Origin of the sequence: Aeromicrobium sp. 9AM (assembly GCF_902506105.1) — a bacterium.
Lineage (GTDB): Bacteria > Actinomycetota > Actinomycetes > Propionibacteriales > Nocardioidaceae > Aeromicrobium.
The window spans coordinates 1,317,239-1,331,612 of sequence record NZ_LR733304.1; the positions used below are offsets into that span (position 1 = coordinate 1,317,239).

Here is a 14,374-nt window from a genome sequence, read left to right on the forward strand (position 1 = left end):
GGCTATCCCAGACCTGTCGCGGAGCGACGCCGGCGGGAAATCGCATCCACGCTGGCCGCTAGCAGAAGCACGCCGCCGGTGACGAGGAAGTTGATGTACGACGCCTGAGCCAGCAGACCGAGGCCGTTGGCGATCGTGGCGATCACGAGACCGCCGATGACCGCGTCACTGGCCTTGCCCTTGCCGCCGAACAGGCTCGTACCGCCGATGACGGCCGCGCCCACGGCATAGAGCAGGACGTTGCCGCCACCGGACGAGGTCGAGACCTTGCCGCCGTACGACGCCGCGACGATGCCGCTCAGCGCTGCCATCGACGAGCAGATCATGAACACCGAGATGCGGATGCGGTCGACGTTGATGCCGGCGCGACGGGCCGCTTCGGCGTTGCCGCCGACGGCGTAGACGTGACGACCCCACGTCGTGCGGCCGAGCATGAACGACCAGAAGATCAAGAGCACGACGACGAACGGCAGGACGTACGGGATTCCCTTGATCGGGAAGTTGGGATTGACGCTGCGGTTCTGGTTGAGCACGTACGTCACGACAACCAGCACGGCTGCGACCGCGATGATCTGGCCGACGACCACTGCCAGCGGCTGGTGCTGCAGGCTGAGCGACACCTTGCGGCGGTGCTGGATGAGCCTCAGGGCAGCGAACCCGAGGATGATCACGAGTGCGGCGATCCAACCTGCCGCCACGCCCATGTTGTTGTTGGCGATTCCGCTGATGACTTCCTGGTTGATGCGGACCGATCCGCCCTCACCGATCAGCTTGAGGGACACGCCCTGCAGGCCCAGGAAGAACGCCAGAGTCACGACGAACGACGGGACGCCGAGCTTCGAGACCAGAAGGCCGATCACCAGCCCGATGGCGGCACCGGTCAGCAGCGCCGCGGCGACCGCGACGACCCAGGTCTGATCGTGCTCGACCATCAGGACGCCCATCACACAGGCGGCCACGCCGCCCGCGTAACCGGCCGACAGGTCGATCTCGCCAAGCAACAGGACGGGCACGAGCGCCATCGCGAGGATGATGATCGAGCCCGACTGAGTGAGCAGGTTGGCCAAGTTGAGGTTCGACAGGAACCGGTCGTTGGCGAAGTTGAACACGATGAACAGCACGACGAGGCCGAGGACGGACGGCAGTGCGCCCATCTCCCCGCCGCGCACACGGCTGATGTAGGCCTGGACGGACTCGCCGAAGGTCGTGGACTGAGTGAGGTCGGACGCGAAGCCCGCCTCCTCGGATTCAGTGATGATGTCGGTCATGATGTCTCCCGATCAGGCCGTGGTGGATGGCGCCGCGGCACCGTCGAGGTCAGATGAATGTCCGGTCGTGATGAGCTCGACGACCTGGCGGGACGTGACGTCCTTGGTGGCGACATCGGCAGCGACTCGGCCGAGATAGAGCGCCGTGATGCGGTCGGCCACTTCGAAGACGTCCGTCAGGTTGTGCGAGATCAGCAGCACGCCCACGCCGGAGTCGGCGAGGCGGCGGACGAGGTCGAGCACCTGACGCGTCTGCGCGACTCCGAGAGCGGCGGTCGGCTCATCGAGGAGCACGATGCGCGAGTTCCACAGCACCGACTTGGCGATGGCGACGGTCTGCCGCTGGCCACCGGAGAGGCTCGCGACGCTCTGGCGTACGGACTTGACGGTGCGGACCGACAGCGAGGTCAGCGCCTCGCGGGCCTTGGACTCCATCGTGGTCTCGTCGAGGACGATGCCGTTCTTCTTCTCGCGGCCGAGGAACATGTTCTCGACGATGTCGAGGTTCTCACACAGGGCGAGGTCCTGGTAGACGACCTCGATGCCGAGGGCACCGGCGTCCTTGGGGCCGTGCACGTTGACGGGCTTGCCGTCGAAGACGTACTCGCCGGTGTCGATCGGGTAGATGCCGGCCAGGGCCTTGACGAGGGTGGACTTGCCGGCGCCGTTGTCACCGACGAGCGCGGTGACCTGTCCGGGATAGATGGCGAGGTCGACGTCATGGAGGACGTGGGCCACACCGAAGCTCTTGTTGATTCCTCGAAGCTCGAGGAGGGGGGTCGAATCGCTCATGGTGAGCCTTCCAGGGGGTGCAGGGTCCGAGATGAGGTGGTGCGAAGACAGCATCGGGTGCGGCCCCCCGGAGTTTGCCCGGAGGACCGCACCCTCAGCAATCAGCTGATGCCAGCGTCAGTGCACAGCTTGGCGTAGGCGCCGGTGCACAGGTCGGAGGCCTTCATGTCGCCCGAGTCGATGACAGCCTTGACGTTCGACTTGTCGATCGCAACCGGGTCCAGAAGGATCGCCGGGACGTCACGCTTGCCCGTGTCGTCCTTGACGGTGCCCGTGGTCTCAGCCTTGTCGCCCTTGGCCATGGCAATGGCTGCCTTGGCGAGCGCGCCGGCCTGACCCGTGGCGGACTTCTGGATCGTCATGCACTGGTCACCCGTGAGGATGTTCTGCAGACCCTCGACCGTGGCGTCCTGGCCCGTGACCGGGACCTTTCCGTTCTGGCCGTTCTTCTTGAGGATCGAGATGACGCCGCCCGCGAGACCATCGTTGGCCGCGTAGACGCCGTCGACCTTGCCGTCGACCTTGGTGTAGAGCTGCTCGAAGATCGTGACGGCCTTGTCGTTGTCCCAGTCCGGGACGGCCTGCTCAGCGACGTTCTTGTAGGTCGAGACCTTGTCGAGGACGCTGTGAGCGCCCTGCGAGAACAGCGTCGCGTTGTTGTCGGTCGGCGAACCGTTGAGGTAGATGAGGTTGGCATCCTTGTCGCCGAGGCACTTCTTGAGTCCCTCGCCCTGGAGCGCACCGACCTTGCTGTTGTCGTACGAGATGTAGACGTCAGCCGAGCCGCCCAGCGTCAGACGGTCGTAGTCGATCGTCTTGACGCCCTGCTTCTTGGCCTTCTCCTCGATGGCCGAACCGGAGTCCGAGTCGAGGTTGACGATCGCGAGGACCGTCACACCGTCGGTGATCATGCCGTCGGCGATGGTGGCCATCTTGTCGGCGTCACCCTCGGCGTTCTGGATGTCGTACTTGACTCCAGCAGCCTTGAAGGCCTTCTCCAGGGCGGGACGATCGGCGCTCTCCCAGCGGACCGAGGACTTGGTGTCGGGCAGGATGACGCCGATCTTGCCGGCCTTGTCCTTGCTGCCGCCACCGCCGCCGTCGCTGCCGTCACTGCTGCCGCCGCAGGCGCTGAGCGCGAGGCTCGCACCCATGATTCCTACAAGTACGAGATTGCGTGTCCGCTTCACACAGACCGCCTCCTATTTCCTCCAGTAGTGCGCCGGGGCCGACATTATTTCGTCCACGTGACGCGTTTGTTGTTTGCCACAACCTATACCGTGACTGGGGTCACGTCCAGCGATTCAGACAACAAATGGTTACGGGACGATTACGCCAGGACGCAGCAAGGGCACCGCCATGACGGCGGTGCCCTTGACCTGCGGAGATGCTCAGTCGAGCAGGCTGCGCAGCACGTACGGCATGATGCCGCCGTTGCGGTAGTAGTTGGCCTCACCCGGCGTGTCGATGCGGACCACGGCGTCGAACTCGACGTCTCCGGCCTTCACGTGGACGGTCTTGGGCGTACGACCCTCGTTGAGCTCGGTGATGCCGATGAAGTCGAACGTCTCCTCCCCCGTCAGCCCGAGCGACTCGGCGTTCTGGCCCTCCGGGTACTGCAGCGGGAGGACGCCCATGCCGATCAGGTTGGAGCGGTGGATGCGCTCGTAGGACTCGGCGATGACGACCTTGACGCCCAGCAGCGCGGTGCCCTTGGCGGCCCAGTCGCGCGACGAGCCGGAGCCGTACTCCTTGCCGGACAGGACGACCAGCGGGACGCCGGCTGCCTGGTAGGCCTCGGACGCCTCGAACACCGACGTGACCTCGCCACCATCGATGAGGTTGCGGGTGAAGCCGCCCTCGGTGCCCGGCGCCATCTGGTTGCGCAGGCGGATGTTGGCGAACGTGCCGCGGATCATGACCTCGTGGTTGCCGCGACGCGATCCGTACGAGTTGAAGTCGCGCGGCTCGATGCCGTGCTCCGACAGGTACGTGCCGGCCGGGCTGTCCTTCTTGATCGCACCGGCGGGGCTGATGTGATCCGTCGTGACCGAGTCGCCGAGCTTGAGCAGCACGCGGGCACCTGTGACCTCCTCGACCGGCGACGGCTCACGGTCCATGCCGTCGAAGTAGGGGGCCTTGCGGACGTAGGTCGACTCGGGGTCCCACTCGAACACGTCTCCGTCGGGCGTCGACAGGTTCTGCCAGCGCTCGTCGCCGGCGAACACGTCGGCGTACTCGCGGCTGAACGTGTCGGAGTCGATCGAGGTCGCGATGACGTCCTCGATCTCCTGCGGGGTCGGCCAGATGTCCTTCATGAACACGTCGTTGCCGTCGGCGTCCTGGCCGAGCGGCTCGGCGTAGAGGTCGACGTCCATCGAGCCGGCCAGCGCGTAGGCGATGACCAGCGGCGGGGACGCGAGGTAGTTCATCTTGATGTCGGGGTTGATGCGACCCTCGAAGTTGCGGTTGCCCGACAGCACTGCGGTGACGGCGAGGTCGCCCTCGTTGACGGCCTGGCTGACCTCGGGGATCAGCGGGCCGGAGTTGCCGATGCACGTCGTGCACCCGTAACCGACGAGGTTGAAGCCGAGCTTGTCCAGGTAGACGTTGAGCCCGGACTTCTCGTAGTAGTCCGTCACGACCTTGGACCCTGGGGCCAGCGTCGTCTTGACCCACGGCTTGCGCTGCAGGCCCTTCTCGACGGCCTTCTTGGCCAGCAGTCCGGCGCCGATCATGACCGACGGGTTGGACGTGTTGGTGCACGACGTGATCGCCGCGATCGTCACAGCACCGTGGTCGAGCACGAACGTCGCGCCGTCCTCGAGCGTGACCTCCTGCGGGTTGCTGGGTCGCCCGCCGTCAGCGGGGGCACAGCTCAGGTAGTCGCGTGCCGGCGTCTGGCCGTCGGCGTGCTCGTTGGACGGCGGGTCGGAGGCCGGGAACGACTCCTCCAGCGACTCGTCCCACTCGCCCGAGATGGCATCGGCGTCGGCATCGACATAGGCCGCGAGCGCACCGCGGAACGACTGCTTGCTCTCGGTGAGCGACACGCGATCCTGGGGACGCTTGGGGCCGGCGATCGACGGGACGACGTCGCCGAGGTCCAGCTCGAGGTACTCGGAGTAGCGCGGCTCCTTGTCGGCGTCGTGCCACAGGCCCTGCGCCTTGGCGTATGCCTCGACGAGCGCGATCTCCTGGTCGGTGCGGCCCGTCAGGCGGAGGTACTTGGTGGTCTCGTCGTCGATCGGGAAGACCGCGATCGTCGAGCCGTACTCGGGGCTCATGTTGCCGATCGTGGCGCGGTTGGCCAGCGGGACGGCACCGACGCCGGAGCCGTAGAACTCGACGAACTTGCCGACGACTCCGTGCTCACGGAGCATCTCGGTGATGACGAGGACGAGGTCGGTCGCGGTGGCACCTTCGGGCAGCTCGCCCGACAGCTTGAAGCCGACGACGCGCGGGATCAGCATGCTGATCGGCTGGCCGAGCATCGCTGCCTCGGCCTCGATGCCGCCGACGCCCCAGCCGACCACGCCAAGACCGTTGACCATCGTGGTGTGCGAGTCGGTGCCGACGCACGAGTCGGGGTAGACGGTTCCGTCCTTGTCGAAGACGACGCGGGCGAGCTTCTCGATGTTGACCTGGTGGACGATGCCGGTGCCGGGCGGGACGACCTTGAAGTCGTCGAACGCGCCCTGGCCCCAGCGGAGGAACTGGTAGCGCTCGCGGTTGCGCTCGTACTCGATCTCGACGTTGCGCTCGAACGCCTCGGGCGTGCCGAAGACGTCGGCGATGACGGAGTGGTCGATGACCATCTCGGCCGGTGCGAGCGGGTTGATCTTGGTCGCGTCGCCGCCGAGGTCGGCCATGGCCTCACGCATCGTGGCGAGGTCGACGACGCACGGGACGCCGGTGAAGTCCTGCATGATCACGCGGGCGGGCGTGAACTGGATCTCCTTGCTGGGCTCGGCGTTCGCATCCCAGCCGGCGAGGGCCTCGATGTCGGCCTTCGTGATGTCGGCGCCGTCCTCGGTGCGCAGCAGCGACTCGAGGAGCACCTTGAGGCTGAACGGGAGGCTCGAGACGTCGAGTCCGTCACCGGTCACCGCGTCGAGGCGGTAGTAGTCGTACGTGGAGTCCCCGACTGTGAGGGAGTCCTTCGATCCAAAGCTGTCGACGGCCATCGTCATTCTCCTTCGCGTCGTCTTCCATCCTGCCCAGCATCGCTGCGCGGCGCATGGTCAGGCTGACCTAACCTCAGTGCGCGAATGTCTCTTGACATCAAGATACATGATGTCGTCCTTCGAGACGCTCGTGCCTCGCTCCTCAGGAACCGGGTCTCGATCGAGACGCACCGTCAGAACGGCTTGGGGAACTGCAGGAGCGGCGAGAACCAGGCGATGTAGACGACCGCCACCGCGAGCAGCCCGGCAACTCCGGCAACGTCGAGCGCGACGAGGATTCGCTGGCGGCCGTCCGTGGTCATCGCGTCGGGGCCGCTCCCCCGTACGACCTTGGTGCGGGCGATGCGGTCGGCGAATCCACGATCGCTCGAGATCAGCAGCGGGACGACCAGGACGATGAGGGCGAGGTAGGCCGCGCCGCCGAAGTGCCAGCTCTCGGGCGTGAGCCGTCGGAAGACCGTGGGCAGGCCGATCGGGATCGCCGCGACGGCCAGGTCCAGCAGCACCGCCATGATCACGCCGCGCAGGATTCCCCGGGCAGCGCCGGTGGGCGCGCCGTCGCCGGCGTCGACGACCGCCAGCCCGACGCGGTGCTTGCCGATGCTGTGCCCACGCACGCCTTGCCGCAGCCCGTTGTTCCAGATCAGGAACAGCTCCCCCACGATCAGCCCGCTGAGGATCAGGTCGTCGGAGAGGCTGATCGACCAGAAGTCGTCACCGCCGCCGGCGACGAGCTCGTGGACGCCGCGACCGATGAAGTAGGCCAGCGCGCCCAAGGAGAACGCGGCGCTGAAGAGCAGGGCGTCGTGCCCAAGAGCCTGCCGGCGCAGCTGCTTGATCGTCCCGGACTCGGTCATGAACGCTCCTAACGCATCGATCGTACGTATCCGACGAGCTTGCGTCCGTCACGCACCCGGTCTTCCCACGTGATGCCGAAGCCGAGGAGGACAGCACTGACGGCGGCGATCAGCACGACGCGTGGAGCCGCGTTGGCGTACGGGCCGATGTTGAACAGCACGAGCAGCGTGATGATCGTGGCGCCGAAGACGAACGGCGCCTGCCAGTTGAAGCGGATGCCCAGGGCGAGCGCGACGACGGCGCCGAGTCCCAGCAGCAGCGCTCGGAGGTCCGTCGGGTCGGCCAGTGCCTGCGGCACGCTCGGCAGCAGTGCCAGTGCCAGTCCCGGGCCGAGCAGCAGCCAGGTCGAGAGGTCGGGCTGTCGCCGCACGAACCAGAGGCCGGCCGCGAGCGCGATCGCACCGAGCGGCAGCGTGTATGCCTCGACGAACGAGAACCCGCTGTCGACGATGAGCAGGATGTAGGCCACGACCAGCGCCACTGCGCCCGGCCAGGCGTACCACCGGCGATCCCGGACGGCGGCCGCCGAGGCGATGAGCGCGACGCCGGCGATCGTCCACCGCACGGCCAGCTCGCCGGTCGAGCCGGATGCGACGAGCGCGACGAAGCCCACAAGGGCAGCAGCTGCCTCGACCGGGATGCGCAGCGCGTGGCCGCGCAGCAGCATGCCGCTCGCCGCGATGATCGCGAGAGCGGCAACCAGTACCACGAGAGGGCCCACCGCGTCGTCGATGTCGAGCAGGTCGACCAGCCCGGCCACTCCCCCCAGTCCCAGTGCCACGGCGAGTCCGGCATATGCCTGGCGCAGCACCTGAGGTTCCTTGCCGAGCGCCAGCCCGGCGAGGAGCAGCGCGCCGACGAGCCAGGTCGGCGCGGAGACCTCGTGCGATGCCACGGTGAGCCCCGATGCCGCAGCCACCACGAACACCGCGGCCGGCCCCGCGAACAGGGCGAGGCCACGTGCCTGGACGGCCACGACGACCGCCGCCACGACCAGCAACACGGCGGCGATCGCCCAGATCGGCAGTCGCATCGTGACGACGGCGTCCACCGAGCCGAGCGCAACCGCACCGGCCACGACGGTCGTCGCGTACGCCCGGAAGTCGGCCGCCTCCGGCCAGCGGGTCACGGCCCAGACGACCGCGACGAAAGCGGCGACGACAATCGGCGCGACCCAGACGGTGTAGTTCTCGACCGACGAAGCGTCCAGGCGGGTGTCCCACGCTGCGGTCTGCGATCCGCTGAGCACGCTGTCGAGGGTCTCGATCGCGTCAGCGAGCAGGCCGACCTGCAGGGCGAAGATTCCGCCGATGACCGGCACCGCGCCGCACCGCACACCGCGGACCCAGTTGTTGCTGCCCCGCATGGCGACGATCGCAAGCACGACCGCCAACCCCGCGAAGGCGAGCCAGGCACCTTCAGGGTTCCGCGCGTCGGCGGCCGGCGTGATGACCAGCGCGCAGACGGCGACCACGGCGAGCGCGACTCCCGCGATGCGGGCCGGAGGCACGAGCCAGGCGACGACCACCGAGGCGATCGCCATGACCAGCATCGCGTAGCCGTGACCGTCCTGGCCGAGCTCGCGCAGGCTCGGATGGTCGACGAGCTCGACGAAGGCCGAGACGTACGCGGCGATGAAGAACCCGGCGAACACGACCCGGGCCACGATTGTCATGGGCCGGAGGCCAGCCGGCCGGGTGGCCAGAGCGAGGAGCCCCGCAACGACGAGCGCGAGGATCGCCCGCCACCCGAAGTCCCAGTCCTCGGCCACGGCGCCCGCGCCGATGCCGGCGATCGTGATGCCGATGCCTCCGGCTATCGCCGGGGCGATCAGGGCGGCGCCGACCGGTTTGCGGGCCCACAGTGCGATGCCGACACTGATCGCGAGCGCGACGACTCCCCAGACGACCCAGGCCCAGGCGATCGACACGCCGTCGAGCCCGAGCATCCCTTCGTGCCGGGCGGCAAAGAAGTCGAGCGTCAGCAGGGCCAGGACGATCGTCCACACGGCTTCGGCGGATGCTCGAAGCGGCCGCCGCGTCACCCATACGCCAAGCGCGGCGAACGCGACGGTGACGCCCATCAGCACGAGGGTGCGGCCGACCAGGCCCAGGTCACCCCAGGATCGGGTGACGAAGATGAACCCGGCGACGATGAGCCCGAGCGCGCCGAGCGTCAGCAGGATCGTGCCGACGGACCAGCGGCGTTCCTTGGGCGGCGGCTGCTGCCCCATGCGCGGGTACGTCGGAAGCGGGCCGTTGGGCGGCTGACCAGGGGCGACCGGCTGCGCGTACGGCGGCGCTGGCTGCTGATGGGGCATCTGCGGCGGCGGCTGCGGTGGCATCTGGGGCGGCAGCGGCTGCTGCACCGGCGGAGCTGCGAACGGGTCCGGGTCAGACGTCGGTGGCGGCGTCAGCACCGTGCGATCCCGCGCGAGCGTTGCCCGGGCCAGCAGCTCGTCGGCCTGCAGCAGCGTCTGCCAGAGCTGCCGGACCTCGGCCGACGTCAGGTCGAGACCGCAGTGCGGGCACGTCGACTGACCGGCGATTGCGCCGCGACAGTCCGGACAGGCTTGCGGGTCTGCGAAGCGCATGGCCTCACTGTGTCCTGACGGTCACCCGCGCACAAGGACCGCCACGCATTCGACGTGATGAGTCATGGGGAACAGCGCAAAGGCGCGCAACCCCGCCAAGGCGTAGCCCCGGGCACCGAACGAGGCCAGGTCGCGAGCCAGGGCTGCCGGGTCGCACGCCACGTAGACGATGCGTCGCGGCGCCAGGTCGACGATCCCCGCGACGGCCTTCTTGGCGCCCGTGCGCGGTGGGTCGAGGACGACGACGTCGGCCGACTCCCCCACCGACCCGCTGCGGAGCGCGCGTTCGACGGTCTCGCCGACGAGCGTGACCTGTGGGAAGTCGTGCAGGTTGCGGCGGGCGTCGCGGGATGCGCCGCGGTCCGACTCGACGCTGAGGACGAGCCCGTCCTCCCCCGCCTCGTCGGCCAGGAACGTGGTGAACAGGCCGACCCCGGCGTAGAGATCGAGCACCGTGTCGCCGGCCGCCACCTCGGCAGCTTCGATCACGGCCTCGACCAGCGTCGCGGCGGCATCGGGATGCACCTGCCAGAAGCCCGATCCGGAGACGCGGAAGTCTGCGGCCAGGACGGACTCGACAACCGCGCCGTGTCCGCCTCGCGTCGTGCCGTCGACCGCCACGACGCCACCGACGGCCGCCTCGACGTCGTCGGGGATCGACGCGTCCGTGACCAGGAGCGTGTCGCCGGTCGACGACACGATCGCCTCGACCGACTCGGCGTCCCACTCGCGGCCCAGCACGGTGGGCAGACCGGGATGCGCGATCAGGCAGCGGTCGACCGGGATGATCTCGTGCGAGCGGTGCTTGCGGAGTCCTGGGCGGCCGTCGTCGTCGACCGCGAACTGCATCCGCGTACGCCAGCCCAGCGCGTCGGGCTCGACCGCCTCGACCTCGCCATCCCAGGTGATGCCGGCGAGCCGGCGCAGCTGCTCGCGTACGACGTCGCCCAGCAGCGCGCGCTGCGTCGCAGGATCGACGTGCTGGAAGTCGCAGCCGCCGCACAGGCCGGGCCCGGCGTACGGGCACGGCGCCTCGACCCGGCCGGGTGCCGCCTCGATGACCTCGACGGCGTCGGCGCGCAGGAACGACTTCGAACGGTCGGTGATGTGGACCCGTACGCGCTCGCCGGGCAACGTGTGGCGTACGAACACGACCTGGCCGTCAAGGCGGGCGACGCAGTGGCCCCCGTGGGCGATCGGGCCGACGTCGACGATCGGGGCGTCGGACATGTCTAACGGTCCCGGTAGCCGCGGCGGACGTCGCCCGGTGCCGGGCGGTCCTTGAAGAGGCGCTTCTTGGCGCGACCCGCGGAACTGAGCTGATAGGGCACGCTCGTGACCATGACGCCGGGCATGAACAGCAGGCGACCCTTGAGCCGCAGGGCCGTCTGGTTGTGCAGCAGCTGCTCCCACCATCGCCCGACGACGTACTCGGGGATGTAGACCGTGATGATGTCGCGGGGGCTCGACTTGCGGAGCTCCTTGACGTAGCGGATCACGGGCCGCACGAGCTCGCGGTACGGCGAGTTGACGACCTTGAGCGGGACCTGGATCTCCATGTCCTCCCACTGCTTCATCAGGGCTTCGGTGTGCGCCGGGTCGAACTCGACCGTGAGTGCCTCGAGCGAGTTGGGCCGAGACACACGGGCGTACGCGAGGGCGCGCATCGTGGGCTTGTGGAGCTTGCTGACCAGGACGATCGCGTGCACGCGTGACGGCAGGGTGACGTCCGAGTCGTCGATCTCCAGCTCCTCGGAGACGCGGTCGTAGTGCCGTCCGATGCCCCGCATCAGCAGGAAGATCGCGATCATCGCCACGATCGCGATCCACGCGCCGGCGAGGAACTTGGTGACGAGCACGATGACGAGGACCGTCGCGGTCATGCCGAGGCCGATCGAGTTGACGACCCTCGACCGCTTCATCAAGGCACGCGCGGACGGGTCCTTCTCGGTCCTGAGGTGCCGGTTCCAGTGCCGGATCATGCCGAGCTGGCTCAGGTTGAACGAGACGAACACGCCGACGATGTAGAGCTGGATCAGCCGGGTGACCTCGGCGTCGTACGCCTGGATCAGCGCGACCGCGGCGACCGCGAGCAGGATGATGCCGTTGCTGAACGTCAGCCGGTCGCCACGGGTGTCGAGCTGACGGGGCAGGTAGCCGTCGCGGGCCAGGATCGAGCCGAGCACCGGGAAGCCGTTGAACGCCGTGTTGGCCGCGAGCACCAGGATGATCCCGGTGCACGCGATCGTGAAGTAGAACAGCGGGGTGAAGTCGCTGTAGAGCGACTTGGCGAGCTGGCCGATGACGGTGTTCTGCTCGTAGCCATTGCCGACCGCCGTGCCGTCGCTCTTGAGCAGCTGGCGCGCCGGGTCCTCGACGTAGTGGAGCTTCATCAGGTCGGCCAGCACCACGATGCTCATGAGCATCGTGATCGCGATGGAGCCCAGCAGCAGCAGGGTCGTCGCGGCATTCTTGCTCTTGGGCTTCTTGAACGCCGGCACGCCGTTGCTGATGGCCTCGATGCCGGTCAACGCGGTGCAGCCCGAGGAGAACGCGCGGGCCAGCAGGAAGACCATGGCGATCCCGGTGAACCCGTTCTCGAACTGGCCCTCGGGCGAGATGGAGTACTTCGCGCTCTCGGCATCGGGCAGGTCACCGGTCAGGTAGCGCGCGTAGCCCCACACACCCATCAGGATGATGGCGATCATGAACAGGTAGGTCGGCACGGCGAACGCCTTGCCGGACTCCTTGGTGCCGCGCAGGTTCATCGCCATCAGCACGAACACCAGCACCGACGCGGCGGTGGCCTCGTGGCCGTCGAGCCACGGCAGGGCCGAGCTGGCGTTCTGGACGCCCGACGAGATGGACACGGCGACCGTGAGGACGTAGTCGACGAGCAGCGCGCTGCCGACGGTCAGGCCTGCGGTCGGGCCGAGGTTGACGGTCGCGACCTCGTAGTCACCGCCGCCGCTGGGGTAGGCGTGCACGTTCTGCCGGTAGGACATCACCACGATGGCCATGACGCACGCGACGGCGATGCCGATCTTCCAGTTGAAGGCGTACGCCGACAGTCCGCCGAGCGACAGCGTCAGGAAGATCTCGTCGGGCGCATAGGCCACCGATGACAGCGCATCGCTCGCGAACACGGGCAGCGCGATGCGCTTCGGGAGAAGCGTCTCACCGAGCTGGGTGCTACGGAGCTTGCGGCCGACCAGCGCGCGCTTGGCGACCTCGGTGATTCCCACGAGAGACGATGCTAGACCTCACACTGGATGGGCACCGCGCCAACTCCCGTTGCGGTGTAGCGTCGCCTGCGTGCACATCGTGATCATGGGCTGCGGCCGAGTCGGTTCGACCCTCAGCCGAAGCCTCGAGGAGCGCGGCCACACCACGGCCGTCATCGACTCCAACCCCGACGCGTTCAGGCGACTCGGCCCCGGTTTCAGTGGCATCACGGTGACCGGCATGGGCTTCGACCGTGACGTCCTGATCAAGGCCGGGATCGAGCGTGCCGACGCGTTCGCCGCCGTGTCGAGCGGTGACAACTCCAACATCATCTCCGCGCGTGTCGCCCGAGAGCAGTTCAAGGTCGACAACGTCGTCGCCCGCATCTACGACCCGGGCCGGGCCGAGGTCTACGAGCGGCTCGGCGTCCCCACGGTCGCGACGGTCCCCTGGGCGGCCGACCAGGTGCTGCGGCGCGTCGTCCCGGCCGGCACCGAGCCTGCCTGGCGCGACCAGACCGGCGAGGTCCGCCTCGACCAGGTCTACGCGCCGATCCCGTGGATCAGCCGCCGCATCGCCGAGCTCGAGGACGCTGCCGGCGTACGCGTCGCCTATCTGCGGCGTCTCGGCACCGGCGTCATCGCCACGCCCGACACCGTGATCCAGGAGGGCGACTACTTGAGCCTGTTCATGCGCGAGGACAACACCAGCAAGGCACTCGCCGCCCTCGAAGCCGGGCCGGAGGACGACTGATGCGCGTCGTAATCGCCGGAGCAGGTGCCGTCGGCCGTTCGGTCGCCCAGGAGCTCATCGACAACGGGCACTCCGTGCTCCTGATCGACAAGTCCCCCGCATCGATTCGCGCCGATGCCGTTCCCGAGGCGCAGTGGCTGCTCGCCGACGCCTGCGAGCTGTCCTCGCTCGAGGAGGCGCAGCTCGAGTCGTGCGACGTCGTCATCGCGTCGACCGGCGATGACAAGGCCAACCTCGTCATCTCCCTGCTCGCCAAGACCGAGTTCGCCGTCCCGCGGACGGTCGGCCGGGTCAACCACCCCAGCAACGAGTGGCTCTTCAGCGAGTCGTGGGGCGTCGACGTCTCGGTGTCCACGCCGCGCATCATGTCGGCGCTGGTCGAGGAGGCGGTCTCGGTCGGTGACCTGGTGCGCCTGTTCACGTTCCGGCAGAGCAACACCAACCTGGTCGAGCTCACGATGCCCGAGGACTCCCCGTACGTCGGCAAGCGGGTCGGCGAGGTGCCGTGGCCCGACGACGTCGTGCTGGTGGCGATCCTGCGGGACAACGCGATCCAGACGCCTGACGCGGACCGGTCGCTGGAGTCCGGCGACGAGCTGCTGTTCGTGACGCCGGAGGACGCCGAGGACCACCTGGGCGAGCTCCTCTCCCCCAAGCACTGAGCCAAAGGCGCCACGCAACCCCTCGCCGCAAGGGTG

The 14,374-nt window shown here is 68.2% G+C and carries 10 protein-coding genes; 2 read left to right on the top strand and 8 right to left on the bottom strand.

The genetic code is table 11. From position 1 onward, the window contains the following. Nucleotides 1–2: 2 nt before the first annotated feature. The 8 genes from BOSE46_RS12760 to BOSE46_RS12795 form a co-directional block, all read right to left on the bottom strand. On the bottom strand, nt 3–1,268 hold the full coding sequence (locus BOSE46_RS12760; protein WP_159540598.1) for a sugar ABC transporter permease: 1,266 nt from the start codon (nt 1,266–1,268) through the stop codon (nt 3–5). A 12-nt stretch (nt 1,269–1,280) separates the two neighbouring features. Beyond that, a complete protein-coding gene (locus BOSE46_RS12765; protein ID WP_159540599.1) occupies nt 1,281–2,060 on the bottom strand; it encodes an ATP-binding cassette domain-containing protein in 780 nt (259 codons plus the stop codon). 101 nt (nt 2,061–2,161) lie between these two features. Beyond that, a complete protein-coding gene (locus tag BOSE46_RS12770) occupies nt 2,162–3,214 on the bottom strand; it encodes a sugar ABC transporter substrate-binding protein (RefSeq protein WP_201299627.1) in 1,053 nt (350 codons plus the stop codon). A 237-nt stretch (nt 3,215–3,451) separates the two neighbouring features. Further along, nucleotides 3,452–6,247: an aconitate hydratase gene (locus tag BOSE46_RS12775; protein ID WP_201299628.1), complete on the bottom strand. Its 2,796-nt coding sequence runs from the start codon at nt 6,245–6,247 to the stop codon at nt 3,452–3,454. 173 nt (nt 6,248–6,420) lie between these two features. Next, nucleotides 6,421–7,104 carry an RDD family protein gene (locus tag BOSE46_RS12780; RefSeq protein WP_159540602.1) on the bottom strand — a complete coding sequence of 228 codons (684 nt, stop codon included), beginning with the start codon at nt 7,102–7,104 and terminating at the stop codon, nt 6,421–6,423. 8 nt (nt 7,105–7,112) lie between these two features. Continuing rightward, nucleotides 7,113–9,698, bottom strand: coding sequence for an SCO7613 C-terminal domain-containing membrane protein (locus BOSE46_RS12785; RefSeq protein ID WP_159540603.1), 2,586 nt, complete (start codon nt 9,696–9,698; stop codon nt 7,113–7,115). Nucleotides 9,699–9,719: 21 nt separating this feature from the next. Beyond that, a complete protein-coding gene (locus BOSE46_RS12790) occupies nt 9,720–10,928 on the bottom strand; it encodes a class I SAM-dependent RNA methyltransferase (protein ID WP_159540604.1) in 1,209 nt (402 codons plus the stop codon). 2 nt (nt 10,929–10,930) lie between these two features. Then, a complete protein-coding gene (locus tag BOSE46_RS12795; RefSeq protein WP_159540605.1) occupies nt 10,931–12,943 on the bottom strand; it encodes an APC family permease in 2,013 nt (670 codons plus the stop codon). A gap of 70 nt (nt 12,944–13,013) precedes the next feature. Between BOSE46_RS12795 and BOSE46_RS12800 the strand changes: the two genes are divergently transcribed. Continuing rightward, complete coding sequence (locus tag BOSE46_RS12800) at nt 13,014–13,676, top strand: TrkA family potassium uptake protein (protein ID WP_159540606.1); 663 nt, start codon at nt 13,014–13,016, stop codon at nt 13,674–13,676. After that, complete coding sequence (locus BOSE46_RS12805) at nt 13,676–14,338, top strand: TrkA family potassium uptake protein (RefSeq protein ID WP_159540607.1); 663 nt, start codon at nt 13,676–13,678, stop codon at nt 14,336–14,338. The genes BOSE46_RS12800 and BOSE46_RS12805 overlap by 1 nt, the downstream gene beginning before the upstream one ends. Nucleotides 14,339–14,374: the final 36 nt, after the last annotated feature.

Excerpts from the sequence above, each read along its gene's own strand:
- BOSE46_RS12760 (WP_159540598.1), bottom strand. The coding sequence starts at position 1,268 with ATGACCGACATCATCACTGAATCCGAGGAGGCGGGCTTCGCGTCCGAC.
- BOSE46_RS12770 (WP_201299627.1), bottom strand. The coding sequence starts at position 3,214 with ATGGGTGCGAGCCTCGCGCTCAGCGCCTGCGGCGGCAGCAGTGACGGC.
- BOSE46_RS12785 (WP_159540603.1), bottom strand. The coding sequence starts at position 9,698 with ATGCGCTTCGCAGACCCGCAAGCCTGTCCGGACTGTCGCGGCGCAATC.
- BOSE46_RS12790 (WP_159540604.1), bottom strand. The coding sequence starts at position 10,928 with ATGTCCGACGCCCCGATCGTCGACGTCGGCCCGATCGCCCACGGGGGC.
- BOSE46_RS12780 (WP_159540602.1), bottom strand. The coding sequence starts at position 7,104 with ATGACCGAGTCCGGGACGATCAAGCAGCTGCGCCGGCAGGCTCTTGGG.
- BOSE46_RS12805 (WP_159540607.1), top strand. The coding sequence starts at position 13,676 with ATGCGCGTCGTAATCGCCGGAGCAGGTGCCGTCGGCCGTTCGGTCGCC.
- BOSE46_RS12765 (WP_159540599.1), bottom strand. The coding sequence starts at position 2,060 with ATGAGCGATTCGACCCCCCTCCTCGAGCTTCGAGGAATCAACAAGAGC.
- BOSE46_RS12775 (WP_201299628.1), bottom strand. The coding sequence starts at position 6,247 with ATGGCCGTCGACAGCTTTGGATCGAAGGACTCCCTCACAGTCGGGGAC.